Raw genomic sequence first — 20,989 nt, 5'->3', positions numbered from 1 at the left:
GTCGCTACACGAACTGCGCATGACAGTGCTCGGTGAGGTCGGGGCCGCGTTCCGGTCCCGGCCGCTCGAGCTGGGCGGGCGACGGCAGCGGGCCGTGCTCGCCCTGCTGATCGTCGCCCGGGGCTCGGTCGTCACCCGGGACCGGCTGGTCGAAGGGGTGTGGGGCGGCGTCCCGCCGCGGAGCGCCGCCGCCTCGCTGCATGCCCATGTCTCCCATCTGAGGCGCTGTGTGGAGCCCGAGCGGGAGGCGAGGGCGCGCGGGGGCGTCATCGTCAGCGAGGGCGCGGGGTACGCGTTGCGGCTGCCGGCCGACGCGGTGGACGCCTGGCGGTTCGAGGAGGCGCTGCGGTCCGCGGCCGTGCACACCGACGGGGGCCGGGCTTCGCAGGCCGTGTCCGTGCTGGAGGCCGGGCTCGCGCTGTGGCGGGGCCCGGCCTACGCGGAGTACGCCGCCGAGCCCTGGGCCCACCGGGAGTCGGACCGCCTCGCCGGACTGCGCGAGCTGGCCCGTGAACGGCTGCTCGCCGCCCGCCTCGCCCGGGGAGAGGACGCCGTCCTCGTGCCCGAACTCGAATCCCTGGTCTCCCAGGAACCTCTCCGTGAGGAACGCTGGCGTCTTCTCGCCCTCGCTCTCTATCGCGCCCACCGCCAGGCCGACGCGCTCGACGCGCTCCGCCGCGCGAGGCGGCAGCTGCCCGCCGGAGCGGGCAACGCCCCGGGGGCCGCCCTGCGCGACCTGGAGTCCGAGATCCTGGCCCAGTCCCCTGCCCTCGACGCTCCCGTCCGAAGGGTGCAGGACATCACCCCCGCGCCCGCCGGGATGTCCGCCGGGCCCGGGGCGGGACCGACGGGACCGGTGCCCCGCCCCGCCCGGCGCGCCGACCTGCTCGTGGACCGCGACCTCCAGCTCGCCGAGCTGCGTGACAGCCTGCGCTCGGCCCTGGACGGCAGACCTCGCGTGGTGATCGTCGAAGGTCCGGCCGGCATGGGCAAGAGCCGCCTGCTGGAAGAGGTGGCCGACTTGGCGGCCGCGGAACGGGTGACCACCCTGACCGCGAGGGGCAGCCAGCGCGAGAAGGACTACGGCTTCGGGGGCGTCCGGCAGCTGTTCGAGCGGGTGGTGAGCGACAGCGAGGAGTCGCTCCTCACCGGCTCCGCCGTCGCGGCGGGGGCGGTGTTCGGAGCGGTGCCGGGGCCGCAACCGCAGAGTTTCGCGGTGCTGAACGGGCTGTACGAGCTGACGCGGAAGCTGGTGCGAGCCCGCGGGCCGCTGGTGCTGGCCGTGGACGACGTGCAGTGGTGCGACAGCGGCTCGGTGCGGTTCCTGGCGTATCTGGCGGGCCGGCTGGAAGGGCTGCCGGTGCTCATCGCCGTCACCCTGCGGACAGGGGAGACGCAGCACGGCAGCGAGTTGCCGGAGAGTCTGACCACGGGTCCCTCGGTGGTGCGGATCAGGCCCACGCCGCTGACGGCGGCTGGGATCGCCGGTCTCGTACGGGAGACGCTCGGCGAGGAGCCGCACGCGGAGTTCACCGAGGCCTGCCATCGCGCCACGGCCGGGAACCCGCTCCTGCTGCGGCAGTTGTTGCGGGCGCTGCACTCACGGGGGACACGGCCCGACGCCGCGCACAGCGGCGCGGTCGCGGAGACCGGGGCGCGGGCGGTGTCCGGGCTGGTGCTGGGCCGGATCGCGCGGCTGCCCGAGGAGGCACAGGCCGCGGCGCAGGCCGTGGCCGTGCTCGGGGACGGGGCGGCGACGCTCGCCGAGGTGGCGGCGCTCATGGAGCGGCCGGAGACGGAGGCGGCACGGGCGATCGTGCCGCTCGTACAGGCCGAGATCCTGCGCGAGGGCCACCCCTACGGCTTTGTGCACCCCCTTGTCGGGGAAGCCGTCTACCGCGAACTGGCTCCCGGAGAGCGGCAGTTGCACCACGAGCGGGCGGCCCGCGCGCTGTCCGCCGCCGGCGCGCCGCCCGAGCGGACGGCGGCCCAGCTGCTGCTCGCCCCCCACCGGGGCGATCCGGGCGTCGTGGACATCCTCTGCGCGGCGGCCAGGGAGGCCGTGGGCCGGGGCGCCCCCGACGCCGCGGCGACGTACTTCACCCGCGCCCTCGACGAACCGCCCTCCCCCGAACGCCGCCCCGACGTGCTGCTCGAACTGGGGCGCGCCGAGACACTCGGCAACGGTCCGGCCGCCGTGGAACACCTGCGCCAGGCGTACGACACACTCGCCGACCCGAGCCGCAAGGCGCTTGCCGCCCTGTGGCTCGCCCGGATCCTGGTTTTCGCCGGCGGCCACGGGCAGGCGACCGAGTTCGCCCGCCGGGCGGCGGTGGAGCTGCCCGCCGGGCTGAGCGACGAGCGGCAGGGGCTGCTGGCGCTGGAGCGCATCAGCGGTTTCATGCACGGCCTGGACCAGAAGCTGTGGCGGACCGTCGAGGACCCGGTCGTCGAGGGCGAGGGGCCCGGTGCCCGGATGCTTGCCGCCAACCTCGCCAGGGAGGCCGCGTCGGACGGCAGTAACCGGGAGCGGGCCGTCGAGCTCGCCCGCTTCGCCGTCGCCGACGGAGTCCTCCGGGCCGCCGGGGAGGAGATGCTCTGGTACACCGCCGGCATCGTGCTGCACCTCGCGGACGAGGAGGTCGGCGAGCTCTGGGACACCGCGGTGGCCCGCGCGGTGGAGCGCGGCTCGCTGTTCTCCGTGCTCGCCACGCATCTGTGGCGCGGCTTCACCCAGTGGAACCACGGGGACCTGACCGGGGCCCGGCGGTCACTGGAGAACGCGGTCGGGCAGTCGGAGATCTGGGGCCTCGCACCCGGCGCCCCACAGGGCCGCACCTTCCTGACCGCCGTCCTGCTGGACCTGGGCGACATCGCCGGAGCCCGCGCCTGCCTGGAGCGGATGCGCGGCTGGATCCGGGGCGCGGAGGGCCAGCGGCTGCTCGGGGAGAGCGAAGCGCGGGTGCTGAACGCGGAGGGACGGTACGAGGAGGCGCTGGCCGCCCTCGACGGCGTGCGGCACCTCCAGCCCGCCGTGGCCAACCCGGCGTGGTGGCCGTGGCCGCTGCTGCGGGTGCAGGCACTCGCGGGCACCGGGCGGGTGGCCGAGGCGCTGGACCTGGCCGAGGAACAGCTGAAGGTCGCCCGGGGGTGGGGAGCGCCCAGCACGCTGGGGCGGGTGCTGCGGATCGTCGGGGAGCTGCGCGGCCCCGAGGGCGAGCCCGAACTCCGCGAGGCCGTCACCCTCCTCGCGACCGGTCCCGCCCGCCTGGAGCACGCCCGCGCGCTGTACGCCCTCGCCGGGTACGCGCCGGAGGACGAGGCCGGCGCTTTGCTGAACCGGGGGCGGCGCATCGCGCTGGAGTGCGGGGCGGCGGGTCTCGCCCAGCACGGCCTCGAACCACACGGCCGTGACCACGAGCCGTCGTGACCTGGACGGCCGCCCGGGAAACCGCCGAGTCGCGGCCGCGCCCCGCCAGACCCGTGGCGGGGGCCCGCCACGGTCCGGGTGAACACCCGGCCTGTGCGGCCCGCGCGAATGCCGCCTCCAGGTCGGCGGCCGCCGGGGGAGGCGGCCGCCGACCTGGAGGCGGCCGGCCTCCGGTACGGGAGGGCCGCGTCCCGCACCTCTGCCCCCGCTCCGGGGCGCGGCCGCCGTCGCCCGGCGGGACGGCGCGGGCAGGTCGCCGCACGGCGGTCGTCGCCTGCGCGGTCAGGAGCAGGCGTACGTGAAGCTGGTCGAGGCCGTCACCTTGTCCGGAGACAGCACTTCGAGGGTGGCGGTGGCCTTCATCGTGCCCCGGCCGTCGAAGCTCCAGCGCAGGACGACCTCGGAGCGCTTGACGTTCCTGCCGACCTTCTGGTGGAGGACTTCGGAGGCCGTGCCGTCACTGCGCTTCCAGCGGTAGTCGACGGTGCCGGGCCGGCCGTCGGTCTCGAGGACGCCGGTGACGACGACCGTCTTCGCGCAGCGGCCGACGTCGGGCGCGCTGACCGAGGCGTCCACCACGTGCAGGGCATCGGCCGCCGAGCAGGAGCGCAGGCCCACCACGACGGCCACGACGACGGCGGCCACCACCAGCAGGGACCGCAGTTCGCGCCGCCACCACGGCTTGGGGCGGCGGGCGGTCACCGTTGACGGTGGGTCCGGGGTGAGCGTGCCCCGCCAGATGCCCGTCGCCCGGTCGTCGGCCGTGCTCGGCGCACCCGGCACCCCGGGCCCGAAACGGGTCTCCCCCTCCGCGGCCCCGGATTCCGGGAGATGAAGGGTCGCGGCCGGATCCGGCGGTGGGAGGGTGGCGGTGAGATCGGGGTCGTCGGGCCGGACCTGCGGGTCGGTGCGGGCGAACCGCAGTCTGGGGTCGTCGGGAGGTGTGCTCATCGGGGCGGGTCGCAATCGACGGGTGCGGCGGTGGACTGGAAGGAACCGTTGCCCGAGTCGGCGGCCGGGTCGGTGGTGACCCTGACGCCGAGGTAGTCGTAGCGCGTCGGGATGGCGAAGGAGTGGGTGTAGCGGCCCGAGATCAGCGTCTTCCCCTTGGGCAGCGCAACCGAGTCGGTGGCTACGACGGTCCCGACGGCGCCGCTCGAGTTGCTGACGTACCAGCTGAGGTACATCGTGCCGTCGGCGGCGCCGTCCGTCGTCGCGCTGACGGAGGCCACGATGGTGCAGGCGGCCGAGGTCGGGCCCACCGCGTTGATCCGTACGGAGGTCACGTCGAGGGTGGGGGTGGGTGAGGGTGAGGAGGTGCCGCCGCCGCTCGTCGTCGTACCGCCGCTGCTCGAGGAGCCGCCGCTCGTCGTGGTGGTGCCGCCGGTGGTTCCCGTGCCGCCCGTGCTGCTCGTACCGCCCGTCGTGCTCGTGCCGCCGCCCGTCGTGGTCGTTCCTCCGGACGATCCGCCGCCCGTGCCGCCCGTGCCACCGGACCCGCCGGAAGTCGCGTCCCCGGTGGGCGAGGCGGCAGCGGACCCGGACGCGGACGCGGAGGGCGACCCCGTCCCGGAGGGCGAGGAGGAGACGGCCGACGCGGAGGCGTCCCCGTCCGGGGAGTCGGCCGGACCCGTCGTGTCGCCGGAGCCGCTCGTCCCCGTACCGGACCCGGCCCCGTTCGTCGTGCGGTCTCCGCCGCCCGCGCCGGTGGCGACGGCGGTCACCGCGACCCCGCCGACCACCAGCAGAACCCCCGCCGCCAGTCCGGCCAGCACCTTCCCCCTCCGGCCGGGCAGCCGACGGGCGCCCGGCCCGAGGGTGGTGGTGGCCAGCGCCGTCGTACCCGAGGCCGTACCGTCCGCCAGCGGGAAGAGGAGGAGGAACAGCGCGGCGAGCGCGGCGAGTTCGCGCCTGCCGCGCTCCTCCCACTCCTCGCCGTACGCGGCCGTGGCGACGGCTTCGAGCTCCTCGACGAACGCCGCCGCGCTCTCGGGGCGCTCCTCGGGCGTCTTGGCCAGGCCCCTGCGGATCAGCGGACGCACCGGTTCGGGAGCCAGTTCGTCCGGGATCGGCGCCTCGATGTGCTGGACGGCCAGCTCGGCCAGCGTCCGGCCCGGATAGGGCCTCATTCCGGTGAGGCACTCGAAGAAGGTCGCGGTCGCCGCGTACACGTCGGTCGCCGGTCCGGCCGCACCGCCGGTCCACTGCTCGGGCGCCATGTAGATCGGGGTGCCCGAGGCGTTGGCGGCCACCCCGCTCGGCACGGCGATGCCGAAGTCCACGAGCTTGGAGGAACCGTCGGCGGCGACCAGGACGTTGTCCGGCTTGTAGTCGCGGTGCACGACACCCGCCGCGTGGGCGGCCGCGAGGCCGAGCAGCGAGCCCTTGAGGACGACGAGCGCGGCCTCGGGGGTCGTGGCGCCGTGCTCCAGCAGCAGCTTGCGCAGCGGTATGCCGTCCACGAGCTCCATGACGATGGCGGCGCCGCGCGGGCTCTCCACGTACTCGTAGAGCTCCACGACATGGGGGGAGCGCAGCTCGGCCAGCAGCCGGGCCTCGGCGCGGAAGACCTCGCGGAACGCGGGGTCGTCACGGAGCTGTTCGGCGAGGTACTTGATCGCCACCGGGGTGCCGGTCGTCTCGTGCGTGGCCAGCACCACCCGGCCGCTGGCCCCGGACCCCAGCTCCTTGATCTGTGTGTAGCCGGGGACCGCCCACTGGTCCCCGTCGCGTATCGGTTCGCTCATGTCCTTCGCCCCCCGGCCCGTCCCCCGGGCCGCCCCCGTTCGTTCTGCGTGATGCGTCTGATGCGGTACGTCTGATGCGCGGTACGTCTGATTCGGTTGAGCAACGCATGATGCGCCACCGGTCTTGCGAACCGCTTGCAAGCCGATCGCAAGTCGGCCGTCGGATGCTCGTCGCGACAGCCCGTCGTACGCCGGTCATTCCGGGGGGAATCGGCGTCCGGCGCTGTCCTGAGCGGTGTCACCGCAGGTCAAGGCGTGCAGTGACTGCTGGGCGCGCGCATGCTCGAGGCGGGCCGGGCCGTCGGCCAGCAGGCCGAGCGCCTCCAGGAGTTCGGGTCCGCCGTCGGGCCCGCGTGCCTCGCCGAGCAGCCGCAGCACCCGGCCGACGATGTCGTGCGCGCCCCATGTACGGGCCATCAGCAGCTGTTCCCGGGCGAGCCGTTCGGCCCGGTCCCGCTCACCCAGCCCGGTCAGCGCGCGGACCGTCAGCAGGTCCGCGTCCCACCACACCGGGTTCACCACGTCCGGCTGGAGGTGCCGTACGCCGTCGAGCACGGCCAGCGCCTCCACGTACCGGCCCTCGGTGATCAGGACCCGCGCCTCGCTCTCCCCGCGCAACCGCGCCCCCTCGGCGCCTCCGCCCCGTACCCGCATCCGCTCCAGACAGGCACGCGCCCCGGCGATGTCCCCGAGGTCCAGCAGCACCCCGGTCAGGAACGCGCGGCACTGCGGGGCACCGGGCGTGACCCCCCACGCGACGAACTGTTCCAGCGCGGTCTCGAGTGACCGGCGGGCCTGGTCCAACTCGCCGTGCCGCCACTGCGTGAACCCTTTCCACAGGTGCGCCGAGAGTGTCCCGATCAGCGACCCCCGCTGCCCGGCGTAGGCCAGCGTCTCGTCCCAGAGCAGCCTGACGTCCTCGCCCGCCAGGTGCAGCACGACGCCCGCCGTGCACCATGAGAGCACCTCTCCGCCGTGCAGCAGTACCCGGTCCGTGAGCGCGAACCGGGCCGAGGCGACGGCCGCGGCCCGGTCGAGTCCCCACACGGTGGCCTCCCTCGCCGCCTCGGCGGCGAGCATGCGGGCGCCGGGCCCCTCTCCGACGGGGGAGGGCACCGGGACGTCCGTGTCGCCGGCGCTCACGGTGTACAGCCCGTGCGCGAAGGCGCCGAGCCGCGCCAGGGCCAGCAGTCCCTGCCGATCGTCGGCCGTATCGTCCGCGCCGGCCCGCCCGGTGGGCAGCTCCGCCGCCGCCCGGGCCGCGAACTCGGCCGCCTCGCCGGGACTGCCGGTGTAGATCAGCGTCTGCGCGAGCAGGCGCGCGTCGCTCGAACCCGGCGGCGACGTCTCGTACGCCTCCCGCAGGTGCCGTGCCGCCGCGGGTCCGTCGACGAGCGCTTCGGCGCGGCCGAGCTCCAGCAGCACCTCGGGCCGTACGTCCCGCGCGGGAGGCTCCAGCAGCGCCCGGGTGAGCAGGGTCGCGGCCGCGTCGTTCGCACCGCGGGCACGCGCGTGGGCCGCGGCGGCGCGCAGGACGCCGACCACCCAGGCATCGCCCCGGTAGGGAACCAGGAGCAGATGAGCGGCCGTCCTCTCCGGCGTCGCACCCGCACCGTCGAGGATCCTGGCCGCCCTTTCGTGCAGCGCCGGACGCTCCCGCGGCGACACCGTCCGCAGCACGGCCTCGCCGGTCAGGGGATGGACGAAGGCCAACGGGTACTGGTCACGGACCACGCCCGCCCGGACGAGCGCCGCCGTCGCCGTGGCCACGTCCTGCTCGGACAGCTCCGTGTAGGCGGCGACCGCGGGCAGCGAGGCCCCGCCGTCGCCGTCGCCTGCGTCGAGGACCGCGACCGCGCGTACGACGGCCGTGGCGGCGGGCGGCAGCCGGTCCAGCACGGTGAGCACGAGGTCGGAGACGGCAAGGACGCCCGACTCCTCCAGGGAGCGCGGGTCCGGCCTCGCCCCCGCCGTCTCCAGCGCCCCGAGCACATGGGTCAGCAGCAGCGGCAGCCCTGCCGACGCCCGGTGACAGGCACGTTCGACCTCCTCGTCCGCCGCGGCGCCGAGCAGCCGGCGTACGAGCAGGGCGACACCCGCCGCGCTCAACGGCTCGGGCCGGATGTGCACCACCGTCGGGTCCTGCGCGATGTCGGCAAGCACCTGCTCGATCTCGCGCTGCGCAGGAGGTTCGCCGCTGCGCAACGCGGTGACGACGAGGACCGGCAGGTTCTGGATGCGCGGCAGCAGATGGGCCAGGAAGCGAAGGGACGCCGCATCACACGCCTGCACGTCGTCCACGAGGAGGAGCAGGGGCCGTGCGGGGTGGTCGGCGGTGACCAGGCGCTCGACGATCCGGTACAGCCCGTGCAGGACGTCGAAGCCGGCGGGCCCGCCGACGGCCCGGCTGTCGAACTCCGGCGGTGCCATGGCCGGCAGGGTGCCGCCCTGCCCGTCGGCCACCGCGCGGAGCAACCGGCGTACGACGTCACGGGGTTCGCGGGGGCGGGTGCCCGGGAAAGCCATGGGACCGTCACCGACGTCCAGCACGCGTACGCCCCACTCCCTGCCCAGCCGCCCCGCCTCGGCCAGCAGTGCGCTCCGGCCGATCCCGGCCGGGCCCGCGACGCACACCAGCCCCCCGCGGCCCGCCACCGCGTCCGACAGGCAGTGCCGCAGCTCGGCCAACTCCTTCTCGCGTTCGACGAGTTGGCCGACGGGGGCGGTGGAGGCAGACGCAGGAGCGGGCGCCGCGGGCACTACGGGCGCGGCGAGGCGTGGCGCATGGGACAGGATCTCGGCCTCGACGCCGCGCAGGGCCGGGCCGGGGTCGATGCCCAGCCGGTCGGCGAGGGTGCGGCGGGCACGGCGCAGTACGGAGAGGGCGTCGGCCTGGCCGTGGGCGCGATGGTGGGCGAGGGCCAGGAGGGACCAGCGCTCCTCGCGCAGGGGCTGTTCGGCGACGAGGCCTTCGGCATCGGCGAGCAGCTCCTCGGCATGTTCCCCGCGCTCCAGGCGGGCGGCCAGCAGCCGTTCCCGTACGACCTCACGCAGTTCTCCCAGCCGCGCCGCCTCCGTCCGCGCCCAGGGCCCTTCCGTGAACCCGGCGAAGGCCGGGCCCCGCCAGAGGGCGAGCGCCTCGGTGAGCAGAGCCACCGTCTCCGGACCCGGCGGCACGGACCGACCGGCCTGCCCGAGAAGGCGTTCGAACCGCCAGGCGTCGACCGCGTCCTCCGCGAGACGTATCGCGTAACCGGCGCCCTCCCGCACGATGACACCGCTGCGGGCACCCGCCGTCCGGGCCGGTTCCAGCTCCCGACGCAGCCGCGAGACGTACGCCTGCAGGGCACCGAGCGCGCTCGGCGGCGGCTCCTCGCCCCACACGACGTCGATCAGCCGGTCGCAGGTGACCACACCGCCCCGCGCCAGCACCAGCAGCGCGAACACCGTACGCGGCCGGGGCCCGCCGAGGCTCAGTGGCCGCCCGTCGTGCGTCACGGTCAGTTCACCGAGAACACCGACCCTCAGCCCCGGTCTGGGCCCCTCTCCGCCGGCGTGCTCCATACGTACCCACTCACTGTCGGTCGTGCGCCCCCTTTATAGTGCCCGGCGCCGCGGTTGGAGAGGGGGGTACGAAGCCTCGAGCGTGCGGAAAACGGCGACGGGCACCACGTCTACATGCAGGTGCGTGTCGAGGGCTACGACTGGAGCCGCTGCAACGGCAAGCAGAAGAAGCCCGTCTCCTTCGACCAGCTGAACTGGGAGGCGCCGCCCTCCACACCGACCATGCGTACATACGCGGCGGTCGGCGCGTGTCAGATGTCCGCCGTCAGACGTCCGCCCGGACGAAGACGGGTTTGAGGTGCTTCTCGGGCAGGGCGTGGGGGAGTTGCTCCCAGTCGAGGACGTGGGAGACGACCCGTGCGGGGTCGACCTCGCCGGAGCGGGCGAGGTCGAGGGCGTCGGGGATGTGGCCCCGGACGTTGTCGCGGGCGTCCGGGTTCAGGTGCCGATCGCCGCGCGGATCGCCTTGGCCTTCTCCTCGGTGAACACACCGCTGTCGAGCAGGGAGAGGATCGACAGAACGCCGCCGCCGGCACCCCAGCTGCCTTCCTCGATCACCCGGAAGTTCACCCACCAGGCCGGCGACGGCTCCGGCAGCCCACAGGCTTCGGCCAATGCGGCCAGGACGCGTGCGATGACGTCGGGCCCGGACCTCCCGGCGCCAGTCCCCGTCCATGACCGCCACGTCGATCACCGGGTTTCCTGGACGGCGCCAGCAGGGTGTCCGGGGGCAAGGTCGCCAGTGCGGGTGTCCACAAGTCCACCATCGGCGGTCGGCCGGCCCTCGATGCGGACCTTAGAGCAGCCGCGGCCCGGTCGGTGCCATTCGCATCATCGATGACGGCGAGCACATGGTCTTCATGGCGACCATCGGCCCCAAGAAGAATGAAAAGTCCCTCGACGAGACGCACCAGCGGCTTCTGTCCACCCTCCGCATGCCGCCCACCAACGCCAGGCTTGCCTGAGAAACACCTGGTGCACCGGCTATCCGACCAGCGACGCAGCCGCCCGGCGGTAGTGATCGGCCTGCGCCTCGGCGAGCTTCCGCAGCGCCGGCAGGCCATCCGTTCCGAGCCGCTCCTCCGCCTCCGTCTGGCAGGCCGACTCAAAGTCGGCGAGCCGCGTGAAGGAGCCGATGCGGACCTCGGCCGGCCAGCCGGAGGCTGCCTCCAGGGCATGGCTCAGCCCCTGGACGGGTGACACCGGCTGTTCCGTCCTGGCGACGATGATCGCGACGTCCACGATCCTCAGCCCGGCCCGGAAGAAGGCCGCCCCCGGAAGTTCGTCCCGGTATCTGGTGCCCAGGGACCAGTTGGCGACGAAGGCTTCGGCAAGCACGTCGTCGTCGCGTTCCTGACCATCGAGAAAGGCCACGAGGTTCCCCACCCCCACCGCGACCTTCTCGTAGCGGTCGGACAGCCCCGCACGGGCGGCGAGCACGCACAGGGCCCCGCCCAGCCGGACGGCCGCGGCGCAGCACAGTGCTTCCCCTGCCGCGTCGAACACCTTGTCCACGATCTTCCCCGTCCTGCTCGAACCCGGCGGGATGGGCCGACACCCAGGCCCTCGGCCACAAGCTACGACGGGCGATCCGGAGGGCGGGCCGTGCCCGGCACATGTGTCACCGAACGGACGCCGCCGAGGGCCGGGCGGAGTGTCCGGTGAGGTTCTCGGGGCGCAGGATCGTGTCCAGTGGGTCGGCGGTGAGCAGGCCGGCTTCGGCGGCGAGGTCCTTGATGGCGCGGCCGGTGGCCAGGGCCCGGCGGGCGAGGGTGGTGCCGGCGGCGTAGCCGACGTGCGGGGCGAGTGCGGTGACCAGTCCGATGGAGCGGTGGACGCTGCCGTGGAGGTGTTGGCGGTGTGCCGGGGACGCAGCGGGTGGCCAGGGTGTCGCAGGCCGCGCGCGGATGGGCAAGGGAGCGCAGCAGGCCGTAGGCGATGACGGGCTCGAAGGCGACCTGGAGAGTTTCACGGCGACGCGCTTGAGGACACCGGAGAGCTGGACGAAGGCGCCGCAGTCCTGGGTGGCCTCGATGAAGTCGCCCGCGGGCCGGACGGGTTCGCCGCTGATCCCGGCGAGATACGCGCAGGCGAGTTCGGCGTAGCGGGGGTGGCCGTTGATGCCGGTGCCGATGGCCGTGCCGCCGAGGTTGGACTCCAGCTGGGCGGCGGCCTCGGTGAGGCGCTGGCGGTCCTCCTCGATCATGACGGCGTAGGCGGTGAATTCCTGGCCGAGGGCCATGGGCACGGCGTCCTGGAGCTGGGTGCCGCCCATCCGGCGATCGTCGACCCGGTGATCGTGAAGTTCTCCACGGCCCGCACGGTGTGCACGCCGTAGTAGGCGTCGGAGCGGACCCCCTTGTCTCCGACCAGGTCGTGCTCGATGCGTGTGGCCTGTGTCATCCGATGCTCCTCTTCCTTGCGGGCCCTTGACAGGCCACCGCCTCCGGCAGCAGTGTTACCGCCCAACATGCAGAACGCAATATATTGCATATGGCAGGAGGTCTCATGGACACCGCTCACCCCCGCCCCACCAGCGCAGACACCCCACCGACCCGGCCCTCAGGGTTCCTGCGGCGATGTCTTCGGATGCCGATCGGAATCCAGTCGATCATCGCCGTCGGTCTCGGAGCCCTGATCGGATCCCTCGCCCCGTCCGCGGGCGAGCAGATGAAGATCCTCGGAGAGGTGTTCCTGAACCTGGTGCAGGTCGTCGTCCTGCCCCTGGTCTTCCCGCTCATCGTGCTGGGCATCGCCCGCATGGAGTCGGTCAAGAAGGTCGGCCGGATCGCCGGCAAGGCCATCCTCTACTTCGAGATCGTCACCACCGTCATCCTGCTGATCGCGGTCGCCCTGGCCAAGTTCACCGGTATCGGCGAGGGCGCCCCCGTCCACGGGGCCGACGCCAAGGACCTGGACGGCCTGAGCCAGGGCATCGACTTCCACGAACTGCTCCTGCACGCCGTACCGAAGAACATCTTCGCCGCGTTCGGCGAGGGCAACCTGCTCGGCGCGATCGCCTTCGCCCTCCTCGTGGGCGTCGCCATGGCCGCGATCGGGGAGAAGTCCGAGCCCTTCGCCTCCGTACTGGAGTCGGTTGCGGCCGTGATGTTCAAGGTCGTCGGCTACGTCATCCGCATCGCGCCGCTGGGCGTGCTCGGCTTCGTCTCCTACGACGTCGCCCACTACGGCTTCGGCAACCTGCGCAGCCTGATGGGCTTCATCGCGGTGGTCTACGCGGGCCTGGCCATCGTCGTCGGGGTGCTCTTCCCGCTCATCGCCGCGATCTACCGCATCCGCTACGTCGACCTGCTCAGGTCCATCGCGGGGCTCGCCGGGATCGCCTTCGTCACCCGCAGCTCCGAGTCGGTGCTGGCCCCGCTGATGGGCAAGCTCGAAGGGTTCGGCCTCAGCAGGTCGACGACCTCGTTCGTCGTCCCCCTCGGCTACTCCTTCAACACCGACGGCTCCGTCCTCTACCAGGCGGCCGCCCTGGTCTTCCTCGCCAACGCCTACGGCGCCGACACGTCCCTGCCCGCCCTGCTCCTCATGGTCGGCGTGCTGGTGATCCTCTCCAAGGGCATGGCCGGCGTCGCCTCCGCCTCGATCGTCGTCCTCATCGCCGCCGGCAACTCCATCGGCCTGCCCGCCGAAGGCATCGCCCTGCTCCTCGGCGTGGACTTCATCGTCGACATGGCCCGCACCGGTGTGAACGTCATCGGCAACTCGCTCGCCGCCGCCGTCATCGACAGCTCCGAGAACCGGCGCGAAGCCAAACGCGGCAGCCGCGAAACCCCCCACATCCCGGCCGCCGAGCCCGCGCCCCTCCAGAAGGAACCCGCGCAGTGACCCCCCGCACCCGCACGGCCACCCGCGAGATCATCGGCATCCTCGGCGGCATGGGCCCCGCCGCCACCGCCGACTTCTACGCCAAGCTCGTCTCGACGACCCCCGTCGCCGGCGACCAGGACCACCTCCGGACGGTCATCTGGTCCGACCCCACCATCCCCGACCGCACCGAGGCCCTGCTGGGCGACGGCCCCGACCCCACCCCCTGGCTGCTCGACGGCAGCCGCGTCCTGCGCGAGGCCGGCGCCACCGTCATCGCCATTCCGTGCAACACCGCGCACGCCTTCGTCCCGCGTATCGCGGACCACGTCGGCCTGCCCATCGTCCACATGATCGGCGAGGTCGCCCGGTATCTCACCACGCTGAGCCCTCCCATCAGCACCGCAGGACTGCTCGCCACCACCGGCACCGTCCGCGCCGGCCTGTACCAGGAGTGGCTGGACCGCTACGGCATCCGCCTCGTGCTCCCCGACGCCACCGGCCAGGACAACGAGGTCATGACCGCCATCCACGCGGTGAAGGCAGGCACTCACGACGACACGACGACCGCGCTGCTGACCCGCGCCGCCCGGCGCCTGACCCGGCAAGGCGCACAGGCGGTCATCGCAGGCTGCACCGAAATCCCCCTCGGTCTGCCCGCCGACGCCGTGGACGTCCCCCTCGTCGACCCGGCGCTCGTCCTGGCGCAGGCCCTGGTCCGCCGGGCCACAACCGGGAACACCGCCGGATAGGACGCGAATGGGCGATGTACTGTACGCAATATGTCACTCGACCGCCCTGTCTCTCGCCGACTCCTCAGTGACGAGGTCTTCGACCGTCTGCGCGACTCCATCGTGCGCGGCGAACTCGTCCCCGGCGAGAAGGTCAAGGACGGTGAGCTCGCCGAGCGCCTCGGCCTCAGCCGCACCCCGGTGCGCGAGGCTCTCGCCCGGCTCGCCGACATCGGCCTGGTCGAAGCCAAGCCCGGCGTCTACACCCGCATCACCACCCTCAACCGCCGCGACGTCGCAAAGACCCTCGCCGTTCTGCGCTCCCTCGACCAACTCGCCATCGAGACGGCCGTTCCGGTCATGACCGAGCAGGACCTGTGGCGCATGCGCGAGGCCAACCGGGACTTCGAACGGGCCGTCGCCGCCAACGACACCACCGCCGCACTCGCCGCCGACGACCGCTTCCACGCCGTTCCCATCGCGGCCGCGGACAACCCCGTGCTCAGCAGGATCGTCGAGCAGCTCCACCCGCAGATCCACCGCATCCTCTACCGCAAGTTCTCCACCCTGCTCGGGGGCCGCAACACCATCGAACACCACGACGAACTCATCGACGTCTGCGCCGGCGGCGACGCCCGCGCCGCCGCCGAACTCTCCGGACACCACTGGTCCGAGCTCGGCGGACACATCAACGAGCTCTTCGACACCAACCAGTTCTCCGAAGCGGCGACCGGATAGATAGGGCCTGTCCGGCGGATCAAGTCGCAGCCGACCTGGCCCCACAAGCCGACTAGCACCCGGGAGCAGGACTCCCCATCGACGGCGCCCCCGGCTCGGCTGCCGATCTGTGCCCGAGCCGGGGGCGTCCCTGCGCCGGCCGTTGGTTCGGGCACGGCGGAGCGGCCCGCCGGATCCCTACTCGGCGCCTTCGCGAAGCGCCTTGTCGATCTCGCTCAGGGCGCTGGTGAGTCGGGTGTAGTCGTCGGCCGCCAGCGGCTTGACGAAGTACTCCTCCACCACCCGGGCGTGCACGGCCGCGGCGCCCAGGAATGTCGTACGGCCCTCTTCGGTGGGCTCCACCAGGGCCACGCGCCGGTCTTCGGGAGACGGTACGCGGCGGACCAGGCGAGCCTCTTCCATGCGGTCGAGCAGGCGGGTCGTGCCGCTGCTGGTGAGCGTGAGGTCGTCGGCCAGTTGCCGCTGCGAGATCTCCTCGCCGGGCTGCCTGCAGAGCCGGATCAGCACTTCCAGCATGGTGTGGCTGATCCCGCACTCCCGTCGCAGTGCGGCGTCGATCCGCTGTTCGAGGCGGGTGGCGGACTTGATCAGCAGGCCGAAGTCCCGGACGAGCGCACTGCCGGCGGCGCGGGCGGCGGCTTCGGTGCTCTGCTGCGGCGTGGCGTTCATCGTCGTGAGTTTACTGCGGTCTCACCTATTGCTGACTCAATCGCTGAGTAGTCAATTGCTGATCAGTCAACAATATCCTATGGTGGGTGCCTCACCGACGCGAGGGAGGACCCGTGGATCTGCAGCACTGGCTCGGCCGAGCCACCGACGCGATACAGGACTGGGCCGACACCTTCGGCCCCTACCGGCCCCACCCGTCCCTCCAGGTGGACGACGACCGCTTCGCCGCAGCCTTCGAGGAGTTCACCGGACGGCTGCGGGACAACTACCCCTTCTTCCATCCGCGTTACGCGGGTCAGATGCTCAAGCCCCCGCACCCCGCCGCGGTGGCCGGCTACCTCACCACCATGCTGATCAACCCCAACAACCATGCCCTGGACGGCGGCCCCGCCACCGCGGCGATGGAACGCGAGGCCGTCGCCGGCCTCGCCGCGATGTTCGGCTACGAGACCCACCTCGGGCACCTCACCACCAGCGGCACGATCGCCAACCTCGAAGCCCTCTTCGTGGCCCGTGAACTCCACCCCGGCCGGGGCGTCGCCTACAGCGAGGACGCCCACTACACGCACGGCCGCATGTGCCACGTCCTCGGTATGAAGGGCCACCCCGTACGCACCGACAGCCGGGGCCGCATCGACCTCGACGCGCTGGAGGCCGTACTGCGCACCGGCGAGGTCGGCACCGTCGTCGTCACCACGGGCACCACCGGACTGGGTGCCGTCGACCCCGTGCACGAGATCCTGCCCATGGCCGAGCGCCACGGCGTCCGCATCCACGTCGACGCCGCCTACGGCGGCTTCTTCACCCTGCTTGCCGGCGCCGACGGCCCCGAGGGGCTCCCACCCGAGCCCTGGCGGGCCGTCGCGCGGTGCGACTCGGTCGTGGTCGACCCGCACAAGCACGGTCTGCAGCCCTACGGCTGCGGGGCGGTCCTCTTCCGCGACCCCGAGGTGGGCCGCTTCTACCTCCACGACTCGCCGTACACCTACTTCACCTCTGCCGAACTCCACCTCGGCGAGATCAGCCTGGAGTGCTCACGCGCCGGCGCGTCCGCCGCCGCCCTGTGGCTCACCTTCCGGCTCCTCCCGCCCACTCGCGACGGCCTCGGCCAGGTCCTGGCAGCCGGCCGGCGGGCGGCACTGACGTGGGCGGACCTGATCGACGCGTCCGACACCCTGGAGCTCTACCAGAAGCCCGAGTTGGACATCGTCAGCTACTTCCCCACCGTCGAACCGGCGGCCCTGACCGGCATCGACTCAGCCTCCGCCCGCGTTCTCACCGACGGCATGACCGGCCCCGACCCGGTGTTCCTGAGCACGCTCAAGGCGAGCCGCGAGGCGTTCGCCGTACGCCACCCCAAGATCACCGCAGACGCCGACGGCGCCCGGATCCTCCGGAGCGTGCTGATGAAGCCGGAGTCCGAACACCACGTCGAGCACCTGCACGCAAGGGTGGACCAGCTCGCCCAGGCCGGCTGACCACGACTGGGCACCAGCCGCTCACCCCGGATCCCGTCAGCTCTCGCGCTCGATCCACTCGCTGCCGCCCAGCGGGTAGTCGTAGCCCGGCCGGCCCACGTCGGCGCTGGTGCGGAACGGGGTGCCGTCGTTGTCGATGTGGATGGTCCCGCGTCGGCTGCCGCTGGACCAGTCCAGGGTGAGGTCCCAGCGAACGTCGTGGGCCTTGGTGTGGGCGGTGACGTAGAAGACCTCCGGGTCGGACTCGCTGACCTTGTACGGGAAGTCGCGCTGGCCCCCCTTGACGGTGACCGTGGGACTGCCGTTGTCGAGGTCGATGTCGAACGCCTTGGTCTCGACGCCACCGCCGCAGCCGACGCCCATCGCATAGTCGTTCCAGGCGAGCGGCGCGCCCTTGGTGAGGACGCGTACGTGCAACGCCTCCAGGACGACGGTGTCCTCGCCGGTGCCCTGGACGGTGAGGGCGACCTCCTGCAGGTCCGAGGACACCGCCCCGTACGCGGCTGCCCAGCGCGGGGCGTCCTGCTCTTGCGCCGGCGGGCCGACCTGCTCGGGTTCGCTGTTGACGAGGAAGTGCTGGCTGCACGGGCTGTCGTAGACGTAGGGACGGGTGCCGACAGTGAGCGGGACGGCGTCGGTGGCGCTGCCGTCGGTGCGCTGGGCCCCGCCCTGCTTGCCGCCGTCCTTCGAAGTGCCGGACCCGGACCCCTCGGACTCGGTGGCGGCTGCGGAGACCGATGCGGACGGCGTGTGTCCCTTCACGCCCGGGGACGGGGAGGCGGACGGCTTCCCGGCGTCCGCCGTGGCGGTGGCACCGGCCACCAGCTGGTCGCCCGTGTCGTTCCCGCCGCCGAACGGACGCACGGTGAGCACGACGGCTCCCAGTACGGCGGCCACCGCGACGGAGGCGATCAGCGCGATACGGCGACGACGTGGCGGCGCGAGTTCGCGGGGCAAGTCGACGACGAGCGGCTCGTCGTCCTCGCCCCCGCCCTCGCCAGGTCCGTGCGATGGCATCGCCTCAACTGCCTCAACTGCCTCAACGGCAATCGCATCAGCTGCATCAGCTGCATCAGTCGCACCAGCCGAACCGGCCCCCTGGGCCGAACCCGTTGCCGCGACCTGATCCGCCCTGCTCCCTCGTGCCGCGTCCGCCAGGATCCAGCCCCGGTGCAACTCCACCAGCTCCTGCGGCGTTGCCCGGCAGACCCTTGCGAGGCGCTCCACCGGTGCGTACTCCACGGGCACCGCTGTGCCGTTGCAGTAGCGGTGCAGCGTCGACGTGCTCATGTGCATCCGCTTGGCAAGCGCCCCGTAGCTCAGTCCCGAGCGGTCCTTGAGCTCCCGCAGCAACTGCGCGAACGCTTCCGTTCCGCCGGCCCCTGTTGCCCCTGCCACCCGTTCCCCCATCCCCTCGTGTCCCATTCCCGCGTTCCAGGGCGACTGCCTTCTCCCTGGTCAGAGGGCGTTTCGGCGTTCCAGCGTCCCCAACTGCCCGCCGTACGTGGCGGTTGGGACAGATCGCCGCACAAGCTTCGGTCATCCAATCACCACCCCCACCCGAACACCGAAGGGGCACAGCCACATGTCCAACCTCCGCACCTCCCGCACTCGTCTCGTCACCGCCGCCGCGACCGTCGTTCTCGCCGCGCTCTCCCTGACCGCCTGCAACGACGGCGCAGGCGTCCACGACGAGGGTGCCTCGGCGGCCACCACGCCGACCGCGAACCCCACTTCCGGCGATTCGCCTTCCGGCTCCGGCTCCAACTCCTCCTCCCCGCAGGCCAGTCCCGCCACCGGCACCACAAGGCCCGCCGCGGACACCCCTGCATCGAAGGCGCCGGCCTCGTCCAGCAAGCCGGTCACCTGCGAGGGTTCCAACACCAAGACGGTCGCGGCCCCGTTGAACCGCCCCGTGAACCACATGCTGCTCACGGTGACCAACACCGGTAGCAAGAGCTGCTTCCTCTACTACTACCCGGACGTCCGCTTCGGCGAGGCCCAGGCCGTGCCTCCGGTCATCGAGGAGTCGCAGCCGCAGGCGGTCGTCACGCTCGCGCCCGGCGAGTCCGGTTACGCCTCGGTGAACCTGTCCGCCACCGACGGCAGCGGCTCGAACGGCCACACCGTGAACTCCCTGACCGTCTACTTCCACGGCCGCTCCGGCAACGAGAGCGTCGGTGCGGCCGCTCGCCCGGCGCTGCCCGCGAAGGGCGTCTACGTCGACGATTCGCTCAAGGTCACGTACTGGCAGCAGTCGATGGATGACGCCGTCAACTGGTGACACCTGAGCGCGTACTCGAAGAACAAGCCCACGGACCAGAGCAGGCAGGTGACCATCATGCGCAGCACCCGCAGCATCTCCCGCTTCGTGACCGCCTACGTCGGCGCGGCCTTCCAGGTGATCGTCCTGGGCGGCACAGGCCACCTGCCGGAGGAGGCGGGAGTCCGCCGACGCCGCCCCAGGGTCTGAACACGCCGACTGCGGGAACGTGCAACTGATCACGATGGACAGCAAAAGGCCCGGGTCTGCGACCCGGGCCTTGGCCATGGAACGGGTGACGAGAATCGAAGCGGCGCACCGCCGATCGCTGCCACCCGCGAGGACGCCACCTGCACCGGGAAGTTCACCGGCACCCACCGTCGCGACCCCGCCGGACGGCAGCCTACGGCTCCGCGATGTCCGGCGCCTCGGACTGACCGCACAAGGCCGAACCGGTCGGACGGTCCCCCGCACCGCCCGACCGGCCATCGGTGGTGCACGCGGGGACGCTAGCGGCCGGCGGGCGACCCGGTCTTGGACGAATTTGCACTCGCTCAGAGAGCCAGTGCCCCTTCCACCCGGCGAGAGGCCACCATCTGGCCGGGTGTGGTACCGGCGATGGCCCGAAACTCGCGGTTGAGGTGCGCCTGGTCGTAGAAGCCGCAGGCCGTCGAGATCTCGGTGAGACTCGCGGTTCCGCGGTTGAGCATCGCCACGGCGTGGCGGAAGCGCAGCACCCGGGCGGACGCCTTCGGCGTCAGCCCGATCTGCTGGGTGAACCGCCGGATCAAGTACCCCTGGCTCCACCCCACTTCGGCAGCGATACGAGAGATCGGAACCGCCCCCGCACTGGCGGAGAGCAGTCGCCAGGCGTGACCGACCTCGGGCGCGGGCTCCGGGCCGCGTCCGAGCCGGGCGAGCAACGCCGCGTCCAGCAGGTCGAACCTCGCCGCCCAGTCCCCGGTGGACGCCAGCCTCTCCACCAGCGTCCCGGCCGCGGGCCCCAGCACGTCCCGGACCTCGATGGCCAGGTTCGTCAACTCGCTCATGGGCATGCCGAACAGCCGGTAGGCGCCCAGTGGCGTGAACTCGACCCGGATCGCCTCCTGGCCACCGGGATGCACGCAGATCGCGGGCCGGTCCTCCAGTCCCACGACCAGCGACCCGATGGTCCCGCTGTCCCCGCCCGGTACACCCAGCCGCCGAACCTGGGTGAACGGCTCCGCGAGGCTGATCACCAGGGTCGCACGGCCAGTCGGCACCAACCGCGCCTCATACGGCGAGGTCACCGCTTCCCCATAGCCGACATAGCTGCGCAGGAACGGCCGCAGTCCCGGATGCCAGGGCCGCGTGACCCGCCACAGACCACCGAGCCGCGCGACCTCGACCGCACCCGCACCCGCCGGGACGCCATGTGCACGATGAACCGCCAAGAGGCTCTCCTCACCCCCGGGGGACCGCCCTGCTTCACAGTATCCATGTCGCCGCACCCAACTCACCGGCAGCGAGGTGAAGGCGAGTTTCAGTGCTCTGAAGCCCTC

At 72.6% G+C, this 20,989-nt stretch carries 16 protein-coding genes and 2 pseudogenes; 8 read left to right on the top strand and 10 right to left on the bottom strand.

Features of this window, described 5'->3' with window-relative positions:
• Positions 1-19: 19 nt before the first annotated feature.
• Positions 20-3,430, top strand: a complete 3,411-nt coding sequence (locus ABZO29_RS21705; protein WP_367321855.1) for a BTAD domain-containing putative transcriptional regulator — start codon at positions 20-22, stop codon at positions 3,428-3,430.
• 282 nt (positions 3,431-3,712) lie between these two features.
• Here the strand turns inward: ABZO29_RS21705 and ABZO29_RS21700 are convergent, their stop codons facing one another.
• From ABZO29_RS21700 to ABZO29_RS21690, 3 genes are all read right to left on the bottom strand, one after another.
• On the bottom strand, positions 3,713-4,381 hold the full coding sequence (locus ABZO29_RS21700; protein ID WP_367321854.1) for a hypothetical protein: 669 nt from the start codon (positions 4,379-4,381) through the stop codon (positions 3,713-3,715).
• On the bottom strand, positions 4,378-6,177 hold the full coding sequence (locus ABZO29_RS21695) for a serine/threonine-protein kinase (protein WP_367321853.1): 1,800 nt from the start codon (positions 6,175-6,177) through the stop codon (positions 4,378-4,380). The genes ABZO29_RS21700 and ABZO29_RS21695 overlap by 4 nt, the downstream gene beginning before the upstream one ends.
• A gap of 195 nt (positions 6,178-6,372) precedes the next feature.
• A complete protein-coding gene (locus ABZO29_RS21690; RefSeq protein WP_367321852.1) occupies positions 6,373-9,675 on the bottom strand; it encodes a BTAD domain-containing putative transcriptional regulator in 3,303 nt (1,100 codons plus the stop codon).
• A gap of 180 nt (positions 9,676-9,855) precedes the next feature.
• Here ABZO29_RS21690 and ABZO29_RS21685 point away from each other — a divergent pair, with 180 nt between their 5' ends.
• Positions 9,856-10,038 carry a hypothetical protein gene (locus ABZO29_RS21685; protein WP_367321851.1) on the top strand — a complete coding sequence of 61 codons (183 nt, stop codon included), beginning with the start codon at positions 9,856-9,858 and terminating at the stop codon, positions 10,036-10,038.
• On the opposite strand, the pseudogene ABZO29_RS21680 reads toward ABZO29_RS21685, so the two are convergent.
• The 4 genes and pseudogenes from ABZO29_RS21680 to ABZO29_RS21665 form a co-directional block, all read right to left on the bottom strand.
• Positions 10,007-10,171: pseudogene (locus ABZO29_RS21680) on the bottom strand (dehydrogenase); the annotation flags it as partial. The gene ABZO29_RS21685 and the pseudogene ABZO29_RS21680 sit on opposite strands and share 32 nt — an antisense overlap.
• An 8-nt stretch (positions 10,172-10,179) precedes the next feature.
• Positions 10,180-10,356, bottom strand: coding sequence for a hypothetical protein (locus tag ABZO29_RS21675; RefSeq protein WP_367326430.1), 177 nt, complete (start codon positions 10,354-10,356; stop codon positions 10,180-10,182).
• Between the two features lie 369 nt (positions 10,357-10,725).
• Positions 10,726-11,256, bottom strand: coding sequence for a hypothetical protein (locus tag ABZO29_RS21670; RefSeq protein WP_367321850.1), 531 nt, complete (start codon positions 11,254-11,256; stop codon positions 10,726-10,728).
• A gap of 106 nt (positions 11,257-11,362) precedes the next feature.
• A pseudogene (locus ABZO29_RS21665) lies at positions 11,363-12,019 on the bottom strand (lyase family protein); the annotation flags it as partial.
• 311 nt (positions 12,020-12,330) lie between these two features.
• Here ABZO29_RS21665 and ABZO29_RS21660 point away from each other — a divergent pair.
• The 3 genes from ABZO29_RS21660 to ABZO29_RS21650 are packed head-to-tail and all read left to right on the top strand — an operon-like array spanning position 12,331 to position 15,038.
• A complete protein-coding gene (locus ABZO29_RS21660; RefSeq protein WP_367321849.1) occupies positions 12,331-13,590 on the top strand; it encodes a dicarboxylate/amino acid:cation symporter in 1,260 nt (419 codons plus the stop codon).
• The gene (locus ABZO29_RS21655; protein WP_367321848.1) at positions 13,587-14,321 is read left to right on the top strand and encodes an aspartate/glutamate racemase family protein; all 735 of its coding nucleotides are present in this window, start codon (positions 13,587-13,589) and stop codon (positions 14,319-14,321) included. The genes ABZO29_RS21660 and ABZO29_RS21655 overlap by 4 nt, the downstream gene beginning before the upstream one ends.
• Before the next feature lie 30 nt (positions 14,322-14,351).
• A complete protein-coding gene (locus ABZO29_RS21650; RefSeq protein WP_367321847.1) occupies positions 14,352-15,038 on the top strand; it encodes a GntR family transcriptional regulator in 687 nt (228 codons plus the stop codon).
• 177 nt (positions 15,039-15,215) lie between these two features.
• Here the strand turns inward: ABZO29_RS21650 and ABZO29_RS21645 are convergent, their stop codons facing one another.
• Positions 15,216-15,707: a MarR family winged helix-turn-helix transcriptional regulator gene (locus ABZO29_RS21645; protein ID WP_367321846.1), complete on the bottom strand. Its 492-nt coding sequence runs from the start codon at positions 15,705-15,707 to the stop codon at positions 15,216-15,218.
• Between the two features lie 113 nt (positions 15,708-15,820).
• On the opposite strand from ABZO29_RS21645, the gene ABZO29_RS21640 reads away from it, so the two are divergent.
• Entirely contained in the window at positions 15,821-17,185 is a 1,365-nt protein-coding gene (locus ABZO29_RS21640) for an aspartate aminotransferase family protein (protein WP_367321845.1), read from the top strand.
• 36 nt (positions 17,186-17,221) lie between these two features.
• On the opposite strand, the gene ABZO29_RS21635 is transcribed toward ABZO29_RS21640, so the two are convergent.
• Complete coding sequence (locus ABZO29_RS21635; RefSeq protein ID WP_367321844.1) at positions 17,222-18,583, bottom strand: helix-turn-helix domain-containing protein; 1,362 nt, start codon at positions 18,581-18,583, stop codon at positions 17,222-17,224.
• 187 nt (positions 18,584-18,770) lie between these two features.
• Between ABZO29_RS21635 and ABZO29_RS21630 the strand changes: the two genes are divergently transcribed.
• Entirely contained in the window at positions 18,771-19,469 is a 699-nt protein-coding gene (locus ABZO29_RS21630) for a DUF4232 domain-containing protein (RefSeq protein ID WP_367321843.1), read from the top strand.
• 57 nt (positions 19,470-19,526) lie between these two features.
• A complete protein-coding gene (locus tag ABZO29_RS21625; protein ID WP_367321842.1) occupies positions 19,527-19,658 on the top strand; it encodes a hypothetical protein in 132 nt (43 codons plus the stop codon).
• Between the two features lie 344 nt (positions 19,659-20,002).
• Here the strand turns inward: ABZO29_RS21625 and ABZO29_RS21620 are convergent, their stop codons facing one another.
• Positions 20,003-20,881: a helix-turn-helix domain-containing protein gene (locus tag ABZO29_RS21620; RefSeq protein ID WP_367321841.1), complete on the bottom strand. Its 879-nt coding sequence runs from the start codon at positions 20,879-20,881 to the stop codon at positions 20,003-20,005.
• Positions 20,882-20,989 lie beyond the last annotated feature (108 nt).

The organism is Streptomyces sp. HUAS ZL42 (genome assembly GCF_040782645.1).
Classification (GTDB): domain Bacteria; phylum Actinomycetota; class Actinomycetes; order Streptomycetales; family Streptomycetaceae; genus Streptomyces.
Note: the sequence above shows the minus strand (reverse complement) of the source record. Positions and strands in the feature narration are given on the sequence as shown.

Bases quoted from the DNA above. Each gene is read 5' to 3' on its own strand.
- ABZO29_RS21705 (WP_367321855.1), top strand. From the start codon at position 20: ATGACAGTGCTCGGTGAGGTCGGGGCCGCGTTCCGGTCCCGGCCGCTC.
- ABZO29_RS21700 (WP_367321854.1), bottom strand. From the start codon at position 4,381: ATGAGCACACCTCCCGACGACCCCAGACTGCGGTTCGCCCGCACCGAC.
- ABZO29_RS21695 (WP_367321853.1), bottom strand. From the start codon at position 6,177: ATGAGCGAACCGATACGCGACGGGGACCAGTGGGCGGTCCCCGGCTAC.
- ABZO29_RS21685 (WP_367321851.1), top strand. From the start codon at position 9,856: ATGCAGGTGCGTGTCGAGGGCTACGACTGGAGCCGCTGCAACGGCAAG.
- ABZO29_RS21660 (WP_367321849.1), top strand. From the start codon at position 12,331: ATGCCGATCGGAATCCAGTCGATCATCGCCGTCGGTCTCGGAGCCCTG.
- ABZO29_RS21650 (WP_367321847.1), top strand. From the start codon at position 14,352: ATGTCACTCGACCGCCCTGTCTCTCGCCGACTCCTCAGTGACGAGGTC.
- ABZO29_RS21645 (WP_367321846.1), bottom strand. From the start codon at position 15,707: ATGAACGCCACGCCGCAGCAGAGCACCGAAGCCGCCGCCCGCGCCGCC.
- ABZO29_RS21630 (WP_367321843.1), top strand. From the start codon at position 18,771: ATGTCCAACCTCCGCACCTCCCGCACTCGTCTCGTCACCGCCGCCGCG.
- ABZO29_RS21625 (WP_367321842.1), top strand. From the start codon at position 19,527: ATGCGCAGCACCCGCAGCATCTCCCGCTTCGTGACCGCCTACGTCGGC.